Genomic DNA, 15,859 nt, shown 5'->3' on the forward strand with positions numbered 1-15,859 from the left:
CTATTTTTTGATGGATTGAGTTTTGCTGATCTAGACCAAATAAATTTAGTGCAATAACAGAGTGTCAAGTTTGCATGGGCTACATGCATGCCTCAGTACAGGGACAGTAAAGAAATACCTAGCCAAGCTCAGTGATAGTGCTAGGGGCGCTCGCCCGAGATGAAGTTGAGTGGGCTCAACTCGATAAATAATCTTGGTCAGGCGCTCTGCGAAGGGTTGTTGAGGTTGCGAGAATTTATGGATGAAAGTATGGGGTCTTATACTCTTGAAAGCGCAACAACTCGTAGGCGTTTTAATGAGCACGTTGCGAAGCTAGGTATGCATAAAAATGATAACTGCAGCGTTGATTATCGATACTCTAATGCCAGCACGACTTATGTACCTACCGGGGTGCATGCTGCTAAAGAAAGAGGATGAGCGTGATGTTGCGTGTGCTTATGATTTGTGGGCTGTTTCTATGTGCGGGGAGCGCTAGTGCTGAGTTAAGTTCCGAATTGATGAAGGCTAGGGACAAAGGGATTTCTTTGTATAAACAACGTGATTGGTATGATTCGCAACCACTCTTGCTTAAGGCAGCTGAGGCCGGAGACCGTGAAGCACAGTATTACTTAGGAGAGGCACTACGCTTATCCAAGCGCTTTATGACTCCCGATGCGCAGAGATGGTATGAAGCAGCAGCCGAGCAGGGGGATATCCACGCCATGTTGCGGTTGGCCAGCAAGCGCGACCTGTGCGGCACTTTAGACACATGCTCCCAAGATCAGGATTACTGGCGACAGCGTGCCTATCAAGAAGGGCTTGAGCGGACAAAAAAGGGTGATTTGCAAGCCATGAGCCAAATGTACGCCGTTACTGGCGATGCAGATTGGCTGAAGAAGGCAGCGGAAGCGGGATCGCCTGTAGGGCAATACCAACTTGCCAACTACTACAAAAACGGAAAGGGCTGGTTTTTTTCGCCAGGTGCCCGTCAGGATGCAGTGGAAAAATGGTATAGGGCAGCGGCAGAAAATGGTCATGCGCTTTCGATGATGAAAGTCTTTGGGATGTCTGTCACCCAAGGTGATTTTGAAAGCGCTCGTGAGTGGTTGAGAAAGGCTGCTGAAGTAGGAGAGGTGGATGCGGTTAGCACTTATGGAGCTAACCTTGTTCATATGCCCAATCAGCTGGATTTTCCCCTAGACAAGGTTAAGGGATATGCATTGTTATCGCTGGTTGCTGAGGTAAGGCATGAAGGACATGACTATGAGCGCGATCTGCTTAAGGCTATAGAGCCTACGATGTCTGCGGATCAAATTGCTAAAGCAAAGGCTTATGCGGAAGAATGGAAGAAGGCACATCCAGCTATTTCGTATTTCGATCCACGTTTTGGGTTTTAGGGGGGGTGAGGCACGTTGTCACGAGTTCTGGCCTTAATCTTCTGTATGTTCGTCGGTGTGGTAAATGCAGGGCTCTCTCCGCAACAGCAAGCAGCTCGCGATCATGGCTTAGCGATTTATAAACAGGGCTCCTGGATAGACTCTCAGCCATTCTTGCGTGAAGCCGCTGAAGCAGGTGACCGCGAAGCCCAATATTATTTGGGAGAGGCGTTACGTTTATCCAAACGCTATATGACTGCTGAAGCACAGAAGTGGTATCAAGCTGCTGCTGAACAGGGAGATATCCACGCCATGTTGCGGCTGGCTAGCAAGCGCGACCTGTGCGGCACTTTAGAAACATGCTCCCAAGATCAGGATTACTGGCGGCAGCGTGCCTATAAAGAAGGACTTGAGCGGACAAAAAAGGGTGATTTGCAAGCCATGAGCCAAATGTACGCCGTTACCGGCGATGCAGATTGGCTGAAGAAGGCTGCGGAAGCAGGATCGCCTGTAGGACAATACCAACTTGCCAACTACTACAAAAACGGAAAAGGCTGGTTTTTTTCGTCAAGTGCCCGTCAGGAGGCAGTGGAGAAATGGTATAGGGCAGCAGCAGAAAATGGTCAAGCGAATGCAATGATGCGGGGCGGGCGAAGTAGAGCTAGCGTGCATCACTTCTCCTGACTAGCAAGCCAGTGATCTAGAACGAGGCACGCTGCAGCAACAGCAATACCTCTCACCCCAACACTCTTACCCCCGCGCCGCCACCGGCAAGCTAACCACCTTGCCTTGGCGCTGTACCGGCGCCGGGCGGCGCAGTACGCGCAGCATGTCGGCCGCCTGGGCTAGCTGTTGCTCCAGTTCTTCCTTGTAGCGCGCGAGCTGTTCGCTGCGCTTGCGGCTTTGCTGGGTTTCTTGGGCCAGGGCCTTGAGGCGAAGCATGTGGCTTTCCAGCATCTGTTTGTGTTCCAGGGTGTTTTGCATCAGCGGCATCAGGGCGTCTGCGGCCCAGTGCTCGGCATCCTGGCGCACGCGCTGGTGTAGGCCGATGGTTTCCTGGGCCAGGGTGGCGAAGAAACGGCGGGTGAGGCTGCGTTGTTCGGTGAGCAGGTTTTTCAAATGCAGGCGGAATTGATCGCCTTTGCTCTGCAATTGGCGCAGTTCGCGCCAGTAGCGTTTGAGCTGGAACTGCGGAGCGTCTACGCCGTTAAGTGGGTTTTCTTCGTTATGCCGTTGGTAGATGGCCGCGACCATTTTGTTGGCCATGTCGGCTTCATGCTGCAGGTTGTGTAAGTCCTGCTCGACGGCTTGAAAGAACTGCACGATAGCCTGGTTGATGCCCAGCGTCGTCCAACTGCCGGTGAGGTTACGGCGTACCTTCTCCAGGTGTTCTTGTAGGCGTTCGGCGCGCACGCTGTGACGCAGTAACTGACCCTGGCGCTGCAGCAGGCGCTGGTTGGTTTTCAGACCGAGCAGGCGTTTGTGGTGCAGGCTGTGGTCTTCCTTGGTTTTGGCGGTCAGGTCGAGTAGTAACTGGCCGTTGTCTTGTTGGTGGTTGCCGAGCAGGGCGAGCTGTTCGCTGACTTTCTGCAGGCGCAGGCCCAGTACGTGCTGGCTGTTGTTGAGCAGGGCGAGTACCTGACGCACCACCTGTTCTTCGAGCAAGCGCTCTTTTTGCGTGACGATACGTTCGCACAGCAGGTTTTCCAGTGCGGCCATTTGGCTGCGGGCCAATAAGGCCTCGTCGCCACGTACTTTGGCGAGTAGTGCCTGCTTGGCCGATAGTGGCAGAACATCGTCCTGATTCAGTCCAAGCTGTTTGGCGGTATTGCTCTGGATCTGAGCGATGGCGTCGTGCACGAAGGCGTCGCCTGCCAGGTCGTCCCAGAGCACATCGATCTTGTTGAGCACGGCGAACAGGTTGCTCTGCGCGTCTTCGTCGAGCTGGCGGACGTGCTGCTGCCAGATGTCCATGTCGCTGGCTGTAACGCCGGTGTCAGCAGCCAGCAGGAAGATGATCGCCTGGGCATTGGGCAGCATCGACAGGGTCAGTTCGGGCTCGCTGCCGAGGGCATTGAGGCCCGGCGTATCTAGGATGCGCAGGCCCTGGCGCAGCAGCGGGTGGTCGAAGTTGACCATGGCGTGGCGCCAGGCGGGCACCAGCACCTGACCACGCTTGCCGGTGCTTTCCAGCATGTCAGGGTCGAAGCCGAGCTGAATGGCCTGCTCTACGGGCATGACTTTGGTTTTGGCTACCTGAGCGAAGGCCTGGGTCATGTTGTTGGTATCGCTGGTATCCAGCGGGATATTCACCCAATGCCGTGGAATGCGCTTGAACTGGGCGACGCTGGCTGAGGTGCTGCGTGTTTCGATGGGCAGCAGGCGGATGTAGGCGTGCTCGGAGCGTGGGTCGAAGAACAGCTCGGTCGGGCACATGGTGGTGCGCCCGGCATGCGAGGGCAGCATGCGTTGGCCGTATTCGGAGAAGAACAGGCTGTTGATCAGCTCGGTCTTGCCGCGCGAGAACTCGCCGACGAAGGCCAGGGTGATGTGGTCGATGCGCAAGAGCTTGAGCGCGCGTTCGAGCTTGGCGGCTACGGCATCTGAGTTGAGGCGGTTGTGCTCCAGCCAACTGCGGTAACGGGTGATCTCGCGAATCAGCTCACGCTTCCAGGTGACATAGGCATCGACCTGCTGACTGAGACGTTCCATGCTCATCCTGAATCTCCTTTCGGACATGCTTGCCGCATAAGGATTGGGGTGATGGCATGGGTGTGGGTGGCTGGAGCTGTATTGCCCTTTCACCTGCCATTGTCGTGGATGTACGCGTTTTGATTGGCGCGTAGAGCATTATGCGGGCGTTGCGAGGCGCGTCAATTGGCGCGATTCGCCGTCCGCTTTATGGTCAGGTATGGGGTGTGAGCGGTCGCTTGGGCTGTCAGTTTGGGCGCTGCAGCCCGTCTAGGGGAGGAAGCTGCTGCGGTGCTCGAATGCGCAGGCGTTTCTGTCGGTTCAGCTCGCCGCTTTCCAGCGTGATCTGGCTTTTGGCTACGCCGAAGGCCTTGGCCAGGAATGCCTGCAAGTGGGCATTGGCCTTGCCGTCGACTGGCGGTGCGGTGAGGCGGATTTTCAGCCGCTCACCGTGCAGCCCGGCGAACTCATCCTTGCTCGCTTTGGGCTGCAGGTGGCAGTCGAGGATCAGATCGTCGCCGTCCCAGCGAAAGTAGCTCGCCACTCAGAGGAAGGGGCTGAGCATTGGTGGCATGCCGGTGTAAGCCGCCAGCCCGCCAATGATGAAGCGATCCGCCAGGTTGATGGCGATGAAGGCGAAGATCGGCGAGATATCCAGGCCGCCCAGGTTTGGCAGCAGACGGCGGAAGGGCGCCAGCAGCGGTTCGCAGATCTGGTTGACCAGTTGCGCGCCGGGGTTGTAGCTGCCCGGAGCGACCCAGGAGAGGATCACGCTGATGATCATGGCGAAGAAGAACACCTTGAGAAACAGCGAGGTAACGCCAATCACCGACCACACCAGAAGCTGCAGGATGAAGCCGCCGACGTTGTAGCCCATCAGGGTCAACGTCACCACCATCAGCAGCAGTTGCACCAGGATGGCGAGGGTCAGCGAGGCCAGGTCGAGCCCGGCGAAGCCTGGAATGATGCGCCGCAGTGGGGTCAGCAGCGGTTTGGTGGCCTTGACCACGAACTGGCTGAGCGGGTTGTAAAAGTCGGCGCGCACCAGTTGCAGGATGAAGCGCAGCAGCACGATCAGAAGGTAGAGGCTGCCGAGCGTCTGGATGATGTAGATGAGGGCTTCGATGAGTCCGGACATATGTGCTTCCTTATTGACCCAGTTGTTCGGCGAGTTCGGCTGAGCGATTGGCGGCCGCGTTGAGCGCCTGCTCGACCAGGGCTTCGAAACCGCCGGCTTGGAAGGCTTTGATCGCCGCTTCGGTGGTTCCGTTCGGCGAGGTTACGCGTCGGCGCAGTTCGGCGGCGTCTACGTCGCTCTCGCTGGCCATGCGCGCGGCGCCCAGTGCGGTCTGGATGCTCAGTTGTGCCGCCGTTTCGCGCGGCAGGCCGAGTTTTTCCCCGGCGGCGGTCATGGCTTCGATCAGCAGGAAGAAATAGGCCGGGCCGCTGCCGGATACGGCAGTCACGGCGTCCAGTTGGGCTTCGTCGTCCAGCCACAGGGCCAGGCCGACAGCGCTCAGCACCTGCTCGGCCTGGGCCTTTTGCTCGGGGCTGACGCGTGGATTGGCGAACAGGCCGGAAACGCCCTGGCGCAGCAGCGCCGGGGTGTTGGGCATGCAGCGCACCACGGCGCGCTCGCCCAGCCACTGCTCCAGGCTGGCGCAACTGATGCCGGCGGCAATGGAGACGATGACCTGATTGGCGGTGAGGTGCGGCGCCAGATCCAGGCAAACCGCTTTCATCACCTGCGGCTTGACCGCCAGCACGATCAGGTCGGCACCCGTGATAGCTTCGGCGTTATCGCTGAACAGGGCGATGCCATGTTGCTGCTGCAGGCGGCCACGTTGCTCAGCGCCCGGCTCGCTGGCGCGGATGGCATCGGCGGGCACGCCTTGTGCGCGCATGCCGCCAATTAGGCTGGCTGCCATGTTGCCGGCGCCGACGAAGGCAATGATCGGATGGTTCATAGGGCTTCCTTATGGATGGGCGGGCTGGCCGTAATCACGGGCACCGAACAGGGCGGTGCCGATGCGGACCCAGGTGGCGCCTTCGGCGATGGCGGCTTCCAGGTCATGGCTCATGCCCATGGACAGGGTATCGAGGTCGAGCGCCAGATCATCACGTAGCTGGCGCAAACGGGCGAAGGCCGCGTGTTGTGCGGCGATGTCGTCGGTGGGTTCGGGAATTGCCATCAGTCCGCGCAGGCGCAGGTTCGGCAGCGCTGTTACGGTGCGTGCCAACTCCGCCAGTTCGGTGGGGCTGCAGCCGGACTTGCTGTCCTCGCCGCTAACATTGACCTGCAGGCAGATATTCAGCGGCGGTAGATGAGCCGGGCGCTGATCGGACAGGCGTTGTGCGATTTTCAGGCGATCCACCGAATGTACCCAGTCGAAATGCTCGGCGATGGGCCGGGTCTTGTTCGACTGAATGGGGCCGATGAAGTGCCAGATCAAGGGCAGATCGCTCAGCGTGGTCTGTTTTTCCAGCGCTTCCTGCAGGTAGTTCTCGCCGAAGTCGCGGATTCCGGCGGCATGCGCCTCGCGGACGGCCTCGGCGGGTTTGGTCTTGCTCACGGCGAGCAGGCCAATTTGTAGCGGATCGCGCTGCGATGCTTGCGCCGCCTCACGGATGCGCGCTCCGACCTTTGCAATATTCTCTGCTATCGTGGACATTACTTGCGGCCCGGCCTTTAAGCGTTCGCGGCATTCTACCTGCTTGCCTGCAATTGGGGAGTCCCATGGATATTACCGAGCTGCTTGCCTTCAGCGCCAAGCAAGGCGCGTCGGATTTGCACCTCTCGGCCGGCCTGCCGCCGATGATTCGTGTCGACGGCGACGTGCGCCGCATCAACCTGCCGCCGTTGGATCACAAGCAGGTGCACGCGCTGATCTACGACATCATGAACGACAAGCAGCGCAAGGATTACGAGGAATTCCTCGAAACCGACTTCTCCTTCGAAGTGCCGGGCGTCGCGCGTTTCCGGGTCAACGCGTTCAATCAGAATCGTGGCGCTGGTGCGGTATTTCGTACCATTCCCTCCAAGGTGCTGACCATGGAGGATCTCGGCATGGGCGAGGTGTTCCGCAAGATCACCGATGTGCCGCGCGGCCTGGTGCTGGTCACCGGTCCGACCGGCTCGGGCAAGTCGACCACCCTGGCGGCGATGCTCGATTACCTCAACAGCAACAAATATCACCACATCCTCACCATCGAAGACCCGATTGAATTCGTTCACGAGTCGAAGAAGTGCCTGGTCAATCAGCGCGAAGTACACCGCGACACCCACGGCTTCTCCGAAGCGCTGCGTTCGGCACTGCGGGAAGACCCGGACATCATCCTGGTTGGCGAGATGCGTGACCTGGAAACCATCCGCCTGGCGCTGACCGCGGCGGAAACCGGTCACTTGGTATTCGGCACCCTGCACACCACCTCCGCAGCCAAGACCATCGACCGTGTGGTCGACGTGTTCCCGGCCGAGGAAAAGTCGATGGTGCGCTCGATGCTTTCCGAATCGCTGCAAGCGGTGATCTCGCAGACTTTGCTAAAGAAGGTCGGCGGTGGTCGCGTCGCGGCCCACGAAATCATGATCGGCACGCCAGCCATCCGTAACCTGATCCGCGAGGACAAGGTGGCGCAGATGTATTCGGCGATCCAGACCGGTGGTGCGCTGGGCATGCAGACCCTCGACGCCTGCCTGAAAAACCTGGTAGCCAAGGGGGTGGTCAGCCGCGACAGCGCGCGCGAGAAGTCTAAAACCCCGGAAAATTTCTGACCCTCGGCGCGGCGGGTGCTTGATGCTCGCCTCATGCTGACCGAGCGATACTGCGTAAGCACCTGCGAGAGCGACGATGGAATTCGAAAAACTGTTGCGCCTGATGGTAGAAAAGGGCGGTTCAGACCTGTTCATCACGGCGGGCGTACCGCCTTCGATGAAGGTCAACGGCAAGATCATGCCCGTGACCAAGAACCCCATGTCGCCGGAGCAGACCCGCGAAACCGTACTGGGCGTGATGAACGACGCGCAGCGCCGCGACTTCGCCGAAAATCACGAGTGCAACTTCGCCATCAGCGCGCGCGGCATCGGCCGTTTCCGCGTCAGTGCCTTCTACCAGCGCAACCTGGTGGGCATGGTGCTGCGCCGCATCGAGACCAACATTCCCACCCTCGATGAACTCAAGTTGCCGGAAGTGCTGAAGAAGCTGGCGCTGACCAAGCGCGGCCTGGTGTTGTTCGTCGGCGCCACCGGCACCGGTAAATCCACCTCGCTGGCGGCGATGATTGGCTACCGCAACAAGAACAGCAGCGGTCATATCATCTCCATCGAAGACCCGATCGAATACATCCATCAGCACCAGAGCTGCATCGTCACCCAGCGCGAAGTCGGTTTGGACACCGAGTCCTTCGAGGTGGCGCTGAAGAACACCCTGCGCCAGGCGCCCGACGTGATCCTTATTGGCGAGGTGCGTTCGCGCGAGACCATGGACCATGCCGTGGCCTTCGCCGAAACCGGCCACCTGTGCCTGGCCACCCTGCACGCCAACAACGCCAACCAGGCGCTGGATCGGATCATCAACTTCTTCCCGCCGGATCGACACAATCAGGTCTGGATGGATCTGTCGCTCAACCTCAAGGCCATCGTCGCCCAGCAACTGGTGCCGACCCCGGATGGCAAGGGGCGTCGCGCGGTGATCGAGGTGCTGATCAACACCCCGCTGGCTGCCGACCTGATCCGCAAGGGCGAGGTGCACGAGCTCAAGGGTTTGATGAAGCGTTCGACCGAGCAGGGCATGCAGACCTTCGACCAGGCGCTGTACAACCTCTACACCCAGGGTGAAATCACCTATGAGGATGCGCTGCTCTATGCTGACTCGGCCAACGATCTGCGTCTGATGATCAAGCTCGGTTCGGAAACTGACGGCGATCACCTGACCAGTATGGCTCAGGGCTTGTCGCTGGAAATCAGTGAGGAAGATCCGGGGCGTCGCTTTCGCTGACGTTGCCAGACGGGGGACGCGAGGCGTCCCCTTCGTTCATTTGGGCAATGCGTTTGCCCTTTCTGCCGGCCAGCACCAATGCCTGACCATCGCGTTGCGCCCCGGCGCGCGCCTCGCTCATCAATTGCGGAATCAGCGACCCTTCCGGCAGGTGCTTCCAGAAGCGCAGAGGCAGATGCTGCTGCATCGCCGTGCGGTTCAGTCGTGCCGGGTTGAAGGTGCTGCCGTAGTAAGCACGCCACAGCGCCTGGCCATCATCCTCGGGTTGTTGCGCCCAGTCTTGCCACTGCCTCGGGCAGCGGCGTTCGTGGCGCAGGTGCTGGCCATCCCAGAACACGCCATCACGCGGTGTGGCGATCAGCCAACTGTGCTTGCCCAGGCGTTCGGCGAAGTGGCCGCTGGCCGAGGCAAGGATGTCGTGCGCCGGCTCGAACCAGGCGACGAAGTCCGGTGCGCCTTGTGCCTTGCATGGCTGGAAGCGCACGAAGGCATGCAGATGATGCGCTTCGCGGCGCACCGCCTTGAGCCGACGCTGCAGCTCGCTGCCATCCGGGTCGCCTGCTAGCACGGCACTGCGTTCGCCCTGCACGAAGCGCCAAAGCACGCGGTAGAGCAGGCTCCAGCGTTCCTCGCCACGGTATTGCGCGGCGCTCTCCAGCAGCTCCAGCAGTTCGGGGGACACGCGCAGGCGGCCACTTGGTTCCGGCGCTCGCTCGGCCGTTTCATCAAATAGGCCGGGCGCGGCTTCTTCGTCCAGCCACTGCAATTGGTGTGGCGCCAGGTTCTGCAGCAGTGCGCGGCGCGCGGCCTGGCGCCAGGTGGCGAACGTGCCGTCGAAACGCAGGCTGTGCATCACCACAATGCCATCTGTGCCGGGGTGTCGCGCAGTTGCTGGCGCAGCACCATGGATTCGTGTTCGGCGCGCGGTGGCCGGTAGTCCTGGGTGACGATGAACGGCTTGGCCTTTTCCAGTACACAGCGCAGGCGCGTCAGATCCTCGAAGCGGATGCGTCGTTCGCGCCGCAGCGCACCCAGGCGCCGTGCGCTGAGCACGCCGATGCCGGGTACGCGGGCGATCAGTGATTCGTCGGCACGGTTCAGATCCACCGGAAACTGTTCGCGATTGGCCAGCGCCCAGGCCAGCTTGGGGTCGATGTCCAGCGCCAGGTTACCGGGGCTGGCGAGTAGTTCGGTGGCGCTGAAACCGTAGCCGCGCATGAGAAAGTCCGCCTGATACAGGCGATGCTCGCGCAGCAGCGGCGGTGCCTCGAACGGCACCGTCTTCGGGCTCTGCGGAATCGGGCTGAACGCCGAGTAGTAGACGCGGCGCAGGCGGTAGTCCTGATACAGGCTCTGCGCGTTGTGCAGGATGGTGCTGTCGTCGGTGGCATCGGCGCCGACGATCATTTGCGTGCTTTGCCCGGCCGGGGCGAAGCGCGGTGCGCGGCGTTCTTCCTTGGCCTCGCGCTCACCCAGGTGAATGTGCTGCATGGCCTGGTGGATGCTGGCGACGTTCTTTTCCGGTGCGAGGCGCACCAGGCTGGTCTCGGTGGGGAGTTCGATATTGACGCTGAGGCGGTCGGCATAGCGGCCAGCCTCGGCAATCAGCTCGGGTGCGGCGTCGGGGATGGTCTTGAGGTGGATGTAGCCACGGAACTGATGCTCTTCGCGCAGCAGCTTGGCGACGCGGTTGAGTTGCTCCATGGTGTAGTCCGCCGAGCGGATGATGCCGGAGCTGAGGAACAGCCCGCTGACGCAGTTGCGCTTGTAGAAGTCGAGGGTCAGCGTCACCACTTCCTCGGGGGTGAAGCGCGCCCGTGGCACGTCGCTGGAGCGGCGGTTGATGCAGTATTGGCAGTCGTACAGGCAGAAGTTGGTCAGCAGGATCTTCAGCAACGCCACGCAGCGCCCGTCCGGCGTGTAGCTGTGGCAGATGCCCATGCCGTTGGTCGAGCCTATGCCATCCTGGCCCTTGGAACTGCGTTTGGGCGCGCCGCTGCTGGCGCAGGAGGCGTCGTACTTGGCGGCGTCGGCGAGGATGGTGAGCTTCTCGATCAATTGCATGGTGCGGATATCGATACTGTTTTTTTGTACAGTATATGGCGATGATGCAAGGATCAAGTCGTTCATGCTGTCGTTGACGCAGATGAAACCTTCGTCAGGGCCTGAGCGTCTGAAGTTATACATTGCACAAGGAGTTTGTCATGCACCGACAGGACACCCACAGCAAGGTAATCGGCTATCTGCTCTGGATATTCGGCTTCCTTGGTTCGCACCGTTTTTACTACGGCAAGCCGGTGACCGGCACCATCTGGTTCTTCACCTTGGGCTTGTTCTTCATCGGCTGGATCATCGACCTGTTTCTGATTCCGGCGATGGACCGTGAGGCGGATCTGCGCTTTAACGCTGGCGAGACCGATTACAACCTGGCCTGGATTCTGCTGACTTTTCTCGGCGTGTTCGGCGTGCACCGCATGTATCAGGGCAAGTGGATCACCGGGATCATCTACCTGCTGACTGGCGGCCTGTTCCTGGTCGGTGTGCTCTACGACTTCTGGACGCTCAACTCGCAGATTTCCGTGCACAACGCTCGGCGTGCTTGAGTGGCGGGAACTGCATGCTGGCGTCTTGTTCAAACGCCTCTGAGTGAGGCGTTTGCCTGTCAGGGAATTTCTGCATGGACGTGTCATCGCATAGTTCAGTCGAGGCCCTTATGAATTCCGAAGAGCGAACCCTGATCGATGGTCTGTTCTCGCGTTTGCGTGATGCGCAGCAGCAGAGTGCCGCCCGTGATGCCGAGGCCGATGCTTGCATCGCCGAGCATGTTGCGCGTCAGCCAGCAGCGCCTTATTACATGGCGCAGACCATCCTGATTCAGGAAGCTGCGCTCAAGCGCCAGGATCAGCGGGTCAAGGAGCTGGAAGCGCAACTGGCTGAGATGCAGGCGCAGCGCCCCAGTAGCGGTGGCTTTCTTTCCGGGTTGTTTGGCGGGGGATCGCGTGAGGCGCCAGCGCCGCACAGCGCGCCCCCGGCAGGATGGGGGCAGACGCGTTTTTCCCAGGCAGCGCCTGGTTCTGATCCGCGTCTGGCGCAATCTGCCGCTTTACCTGGGCAGGGCGGTGGTTTCATGCGTGGCGCCTTGCAGACGGCGGCAGGTGTGGCAGGCGGCATGATGATGGCTGAAATGCTCGGAGGCTTGTTTCAGCACGGTAGCCCGGCGGAAATCGTCGAGGTGGTCGAAGCCCCGCAGCCTCTGGAACCCACCAGCTTTGACGCTGGCACGTCTGATGATGCTTTCGCCGATGGCGGTCACTTCGACAGCGCGGATTTCTTCGATGGCGGCGATGACGGCGGCGACAGTTTCTTCAGTTAATTGAGCGTTGAGAGGCTGCAGGCGAAGCGATAATGGCAACGCTGGTGGTTGTTCTGCGGTCTGTTGCGGTGCGGATGACTGCAGCGTCGTGGCTGCGGTCATCCGCCTGACGACTCAGTCGTCGCTATCCTCGTCATCCCCGCCGTCGACCTTCATGCCCAGCTCCTTGATCTTGCGCGTCAGGGTGTTGCGGCCCCAACCCAGCAGCAGAGCGGCATCGCGGCGGCGGCCAGCGGTGTGCTTGAGTGCGGTCTCGATCATGATGCGTTCGAAGGCCGGCACGGCGACATCGAGCAGGTTGGACTGGCCACGGGCCAGGGCCTGGTCGGCCCACAGGCGCAGGGCCTGCTCCCAGTTGGTTACTGGGGCGGCGTCCTGCGGCTGGGTCAGCAGTTCCGGCGGCAGGTCGTCGACATGCACCTCACGGCCCGAAGCCATGACGGTGATCCAGCGGCAGGTGTTTTCCAACTGGCGCACGTTGCCCGGCCAGGGCAGGTGCTTGAGGTAATCCTCGGTTTCGCTCTTGAGCAGCTTGGGCTCGACCGCCAGTTCCTGCGCGGCGCGGGCGAGGAAGTGATTGGCCAGCGTGGGGATATCCTCGCGGCGGTCGGCCAGGCGTGGGATGTGGATGCGGATGACGTTGAGGCGGTGGAACAAGTCCTCACGGAACTTGCCAGCCTGCACCAGGGTTTCCAGATTCTGGTGGGTGGCGGCGATGATACGCACGTCCACCTTGACCGGCGTATGACCGCCGACGCGGTAGAACTCGCCATCGGCCAGTACGCGCAGCAGACGGGTTTGGGTGTCGGCCGGCATATCGCCAATTTCGTCGAGGAACAAGGTGCCGCCATCGGCCTGCTCGAAGCGCCCACGACGCTGGTTGGCCGCGCCGGTGAAGGCGCCTTTCTCGTGGCCGAACAGCTCGGACTCCATCAGATCCTTGGGGATAGCCGCCATGTTCAAGGCAATGAATGGCGCGGCTGCACGCGGACTGTGGCGGTGCAGGGCGTGGGCGACCAGCTCTTTACCGGTGCCCGATTCGCCGTTGATCAGTACGGTGATATTGGAGTGACTGAGGCGGCCGATGGCGCGGAATACCTCCTGCATCGCCGGTGCTTCGCCGATGATCTCCGGGGTGCGTGCCTGCGCGGCGGGGGCGGCCAGGCTCTGTTGCTCTTGCGCATGCTGGAAGGCGCGCTTGACCAGCGATACCGCTTCGTCGACGTCGAACGGCTTGGGCAGGTACTCGAAGGCGCCGCCCTGGTAGCTGGCTACGGCGCTGTCCAGATCCGAATGCGCGGTCATGATAATCACCGGCAGGCGCGGATACAGCTCGCGTATGCGTGCCAGCAGATCGAGGCCGCTGGAGCCGGGCATGCGAATGTCAGAGATGATCACGTCCGGCTGCTGGCGGGTCAGACGAGCCAGTACACCGTCGGCGCTGTCGAAGCTCTGAATGGTCATGCCTTCTTGTTGCAGGGCTTTTTCCAGTACCCAGCGGATGGAACGATCGTCGTCGACAATCCAGACGGTTTCGCTGCGGCTCATGCTGTGGTGGCTCCTTGTTCCAGTGGCAGGAAGATCGAGAACACGGTGTGGCCAGGATGGCTCTCGCATTCGATCAGGCCCTGGTGCTGGCTGATGATGTTCTGGGTGATGGCCAGGCCCAGGCCGGTGCCGTCGGCACGGCCACTGACCATAGGATAGAAGATGGTTTCCTGTAGCTCTGGAGGGATACCAGGGCCGTTGTCGATGATCTCGACCTTGACCACCAGGCGATGGCGCGTGTGGCCAATGGTGAACTGGCGCAGAGTACGGGTGCGCAGGCTGATGCGGCCCAGGCCCATGTCGTGCTTCTGCCCGGCGATAGCTTGCATGGCGTTGCGCACGATATTGAGCATGGCCTGGATCATCTGCTCACGATCGATCAGCACATCAGGGATGCTCGGATCGTAGTCGCGCACCAGTGTGATACCACCTTGGCTTTCCGCTTCGATCAGGTTGGCGACGCGTTCGAGCACTTCGTGCACGTTGGTCATCGCCAGTGACGGCAGCTTGTTCGAGCCGAGCATGCGGTCGACCAGGTTACGCAGGCGGTCGGCCTCTTCGATGATGACGTTGGTGTAGTCCTTGAGATCCTCGCTGGGCAGCTCACGCGCGAGCAGTTGTGCTGCGCCACGAATGCCGCCAAGCGGGTTCTTGATTTCATGGGCCAGGCCGCGTACCAGCAGTTTGGTGGTTTCCTGCTTGGATAGCTGCGCTTCTTCCTTGGTGATGCGTAGCAGGCGATCACGCGGATGCACTTCCAGCAGCAGCAGGGTTTCACCTTTGCTGAACAAGGGCGTGACAGCGTAATCCACGGTCAGGGTCTGGCCGGTGACCGAAGTAAGTACTGCTTCACGCTTATTGAATGGGTGCGCCTGCTCCACCGCCTGGCGCAGGGACGACAATGCCTCGGGCGATTCGGTGAACAGCTCGCTGATGAACTGGCCATGGCTGCGCTGGCCGCTAACGGCCAGTAGCATCTCTGCCGCCGGGTTCATGTACTCAAGGCACAGTTGGCTATTGAGCAGCAGCGTGGCGGTGGTCAGGTTGTCGAGTAACAGTCGGTGCAACGCGTCATTGATGGTCATAGGCAGTGCTTTCCGGCAATGGGCAGGAAAATGCAAGAAGCAAACCAAAGCCCCGAAAAGACGCATTTTTCGTGAGACAGGTCGGGTTTTGGGCGGAGTCAGAGGGCAGCAAGGTGAGGATTGCGACCCAAAACGGTGACAGATTACGGTTTGGTGCGAGTGTGTGCACTGATTTAGTGCAACTCTAAAGGAAGGGGAGGATGCTGCTTTCTTCTTCGGGTTTGTCTTTCAGTGGGCATTCGGGGCGAACGCCGTAGTCGTCCTTCTGGCAGGGTTTGATTTTGCGCTTCTGCGCGAGCGACATTCGATGCATGTGGAACGGCTGTGCGGGCGTTCGCTCGACGATCAGGCCTGCGGCATCAATGATCTCGCCGACCAGTTGGTGCGTGCCACGATCCACGCTCTGTAGCGCAAAGACTGGGCTGCGGCTGGGCTCGCCCTGCGGCTCGCCGTCGAGTAACAGGCGGTAGCTGTGTTCAGGTAGCAGGCCGGGTTCGCTGGTTAGCGTGACGATCATGTCGCCTGAGGTGTTATGAATGGAGGCATCCGGTTCTGGCACCAGCACGCGCAGCATCTGATAGTGCACCACCTGCTTGGTGACTGCAGGTGGTGTGGGCTTTGCACTGGGTTGGGGCGGGATCGGCTGCGCTGTGTTGGCAGGGGTAATGCTCACACGTTCTGCAGCGCTGCTACGGGGGCTGTCGGTGAAGACGCGGTTACCCTCGGCATCGATATAGGTATAAACCTGCGCTTGAGCGCTCTGGATCAGTAGCAGCAGGCCCAGCAGAAGCGTTCGTATCGTCATCGGTTTTT

Annotated in this window: 16 protein-coding genes; 6 read left to right on the top strand and 10 right to left on the bottom strand. The window is 60.3% G+C overall.

All coding sequences use genetic code 11. The features are described from left to right. Positions 1 to 422: 422 nt before the first annotated feature. Positions 423 to 1,376 (top strand): tetratricopeptide repeat protein, encoded by a 954-nt coding sequence (locus AERO9A_RS05360; protein ID WP_159970898.1) that lies wholly within the window; start codon positions 423 to 425, stop codon positions 1,374 to 1,376. Between the two features lie 15 nt (positions 1,377 to 1,391). Then, the gene (locus tag AERO9A_RS05365) at positions 1,392 to 2,039 is read left to right on the top strand and encodes a tetratricopeptide repeat protein (RefSeq protein ID WP_159970899.1); all 648 of its coding nucleotides are present in this window, start codon (positions 1,392 to 1,394) and stop codon (positions 2,037 to 2,039) included. Positions 2,040 to 2,105: 66 nt separating this feature from the next. Here the strand turns inward: AERO9A_RS05365 and AERO9A_RS05370 are convergent, their stop codons facing one another. From AERO9A_RS05370 to AERO9A_RS05390, 5 genes are all read right to left on the bottom strand, one after another. Further along, complete coding sequence (locus tag AERO9A_RS05370; protein ID WP_159970900.1) at positions 2,106 to 4,073, bottom strand: dynamin-like GTPase family protein; 1,968 nt, start codon at positions 4,071 to 4,073, stop codon at positions 2,106 to 2,108. A gap of 220 nt (positions 4,074 to 4,293) precedes the next feature. Then, positions 4,294 to 4,590, bottom strand: coding sequence for a DUF167 domain-containing protein (locus AERO9A_RS05375; RefSeq protein WP_159970901.1), 297 nt, complete (start codon positions 4,588 to 4,590; stop codon positions 4,294 to 4,296). Next, a complete protein-coding gene (locus tag AERO9A_RS05380) occupies positions 4,591 to 5,184 on the bottom strand; it encodes a YggT family protein (protein ID WP_159970902.1) in 594 nt (197 codons plus the stop codon). 10 nt (positions 5,185 to 5,194) lie between these two features. Continuing rightward, complete coding sequence (gene proC / locus AERO9A_RS05385; protein WP_159970903.1) at positions 5,195 to 6,013, bottom strand: pyrroline-5-carboxylate reductase; 819 nt, start codon at positions 6,011 to 6,013, stop codon at positions 5,195 to 5,197. A 9-nt stretch (positions 6,014 to 6,022) separates the two neighbouring features. Beyond that, entirely contained in the window at positions 6,023 to 6,718 is a 696-nt protein-coding gene (locus AERO9A_RS05390) for a YggS family pyridoxal phosphate-dependent enzyme (protein ID WP_159970904.1), read from the bottom strand. A 65-nt stretch (positions 6,719 to 6,783) separates the two neighbouring features. Between AERO9A_RS05390 and AERO9A_RS05395 the strand changes: the two genes are divergently transcribed. After that, a complete protein-coding gene (locus AERO9A_RS05395) occupies positions 6,784 to 7,818 on the top strand; it encodes a type IV pilus twitching motility protein PilT (protein WP_159970905.1) in 1,035 nt (344 codons plus the stop codon). A 76-nt stretch (positions 7,819 to 7,894) separates the two neighbouring features. Further along, a complete protein-coding gene (locus AERO9A_RS05400; RefSeq protein ID WP_159970906.1) occupies positions 7,895 to 9,040 on the top strand; it encodes a PilT/PilU family type 4a pilus ATPase in 1,146 nt (381 codons plus the stop codon). Here AERO9A_RS05400 and AERO9A_RS05405 read toward each other — a convergent pair. Next, complete coding sequence (locus tag AERO9A_RS05405; RefSeq protein WP_159970907.1) at positions 9,006 to 9,893, bottom strand: TIGR03915 family putative DNA repair protein; 888 nt, start codon at positions 9,891 to 9,893, stop codon at positions 9,006 to 9,008. The genes AERO9A_RS05400 and AERO9A_RS05405 overlap by 35 nt on opposite strands. Then, the gene (locus AERO9A_RS05410; protein ID WP_159970908.1) at positions 9,893 to 11,104 is read right to left on the bottom strand and encodes a putative DNA modification/repair radical SAM protein; all 1,212 of its coding nucleotides are present in this window, start codon (positions 11,102 to 11,104) and stop codon (positions 9,893 to 9,895) included. Before AERO9A_RS05410 ends, AERO9A_RS05405 begins: the two co-directional genes overlap by 1 nt. Before the next feature lie 140 nt (positions 11,105 to 11,244). Here AERO9A_RS05410 and AERO9A_RS05415 point away from each other — a divergent pair, with 140 nt between their 5' ends. Together AERO9A_RS05415 and AERO9A_RS05420 are read left to right on the top strand one after the other, a co-directional pair. Continuing rightward, positions 11,245 to 11,643 carry a TM2 domain-containing protein gene (locus AERO9A_RS05415; RefSeq protein WP_159970909.1) on the top strand — a complete coding sequence of 133 codons (399 nt, stop codon included), beginning with the start codon at positions 11,245 to 11,247 and terminating at the stop codon, positions 11,641 to 11,643. 110 nt (positions 11,644 to 11,753) lie between these two features. After that, positions 11,754 to 12,413, top strand: coding sequence for a DUF2076 domain-containing protein (locus AERO9A_RS05420; protein ID WP_159970910.1), 660 nt, complete (start codon positions 11,754 to 11,756; stop codon positions 12,411 to 12,413). Positions 12,414 to 12,527: 114 nt separating this feature from the next. Here the strand turns inward: AERO9A_RS05420 and ntrC are convergent, their stop codons facing one another. The 3 genes from ntrC to AERO9A_RS05435 form a co-directional block, all read right to left on the bottom strand. After that, positions 12,528 to 13,961 (bottom strand): nitrogen regulation protein NR(I), encoded by a 1,434-nt coding sequence (gene ntrC, locus AERO9A_RS05425; protein WP_159970911.1) that lies wholly within the window; start codon positions 13,959 to 13,961, stop codon positions 12,528 to 12,530. Continuing rightward, entirely contained in the window at positions 13,958 to 15,046 is a 1,089-nt protein-coding gene (gene glnL / locus AERO9A_RS05430; protein WP_159970912.1) for a nitrogen regulation protein NR(II), read from the bottom strand. Before glnL ends, ntrC begins: the two co-directional genes overlap by 4 nt. A gap of 184 nt (positions 15,047 to 15,230) precedes the next feature. Then, positions 15,231 to 15,851 carry a DUF4124 domain-containing protein gene (locus tag AERO9A_RS05435; RefSeq protein WP_372239636.1) on the bottom strand — a complete coding sequence of 207 codons (621 nt, stop codon included), beginning with the start codon at positions 15,849 to 15,851 and terminating at the stop codon, positions 15,231 to 15,233. Between the last annotated feature and the right edge of the window lie 8 nt (positions 15,852 to 15,859).

It is taken from the genome of Pseudomonas sp. 8Z, from assembly GCF_902506535.1.
Lineage (GTDB): Bacteria > Pseudomonadota > Gammaproteobacteria > Pseudomonadales > Pseudomonadaceae > Aquipseudomonas.

Bases quoted from the DNA above. Each gene is read 5' to 3' on its own strand.
- AERO9A_RS05360 (WP_159970898.1), top strand. From the start codon at position 423: ATGTTGCGTGTGCTTATGATTTGTGGGCTGTTTCTATGTGCGGGGAGC.
- AERO9A_RS05370 (WP_159970900.1), bottom strand. From the start codon at position 4,073: ATGAGCATGGAACGTCTCAGTCAGCAGGTCGATGCCTATGTCACCTGG.
- AERO9A_RS05380 (WP_159970902.1), bottom strand. From the start codon at position 5,184: ATGTCCGGACTCATCGAAGCCCTCATCTACATCATCCAGACGCTCGGC.
- proC (WP_159970903.1), bottom strand. From the start codon at position 6,013: ATGAACCATCCGATCATTGCCTTCGTCGGCGCCGGCAACATGGCAGCC.
- AERO9A_RS05390 (WP_159970904.1), bottom strand. From the start codon at position 6,718: ATGTCCACGATAGCAGAGAATATTGCAAAGGTCGGAGCGCGCATCCGT.
- AERO9A_RS05395 (WP_159970905.1), top strand. From the start codon at position 6,784: ATGGATATTACCGAGCTGCTTGCCTTCAGCGCCAAGCAAGGCGCGTCG.
- AERO9A_RS05400 (WP_159970906.1), top strand. From the start codon at position 7,895: ATGGAATTCGAAAAACTGTTGCGCCTGATGGTAGAAAAGGGCGGTTCA.
- AERO9A_RS05405 (WP_159970907.1), bottom strand. From the start codon at position 9,893: ATGCACAGCCTGCGTTTCGACGGCACGTTCGCCACCTGGCGCCAGGCC.
- AERO9A_RS05410 (WP_159970908.1), bottom strand. From the start codon at position 11,104: ATGCAATTGATCGAGAAGCTCACCATCCTCGCCGACGCCGCCAAGTAC.
- AERO9A_RS05415 (WP_159970909.1), top strand. From the start codon at position 11,245: ATGCACCGACAGGACACCCACAGCAAGGTAATCGGCTATCTGCTCTGG.
- AERO9A_RS05420 (WP_159970910.1), top strand. From the start codon at position 11,754: ATGAATTCCGAAGAGCGAACCCTGATCGATGGTCTGTTCTCGCGTTTG.
- ntrC (WP_159970911.1), bottom strand. From the start codon at position 13,961: ATGAGCCGCAGCGAAACCGTCTGGATTGTCGACGACGATCGTTCCATC.
- glnL (WP_159970912.1), bottom strand. From the start codon at position 15,046: ATGACCATCAATGACGCGTTGCACCGACTGTTACTCGACAACCTGACC.
- AERO9A_RS05435 (WP_372239636.1), bottom strand. From the start codon at position 15,851: ATGACGATACGAACGCTTCTGCTGGGCCTGCTGCTACTGATCCAGAGC.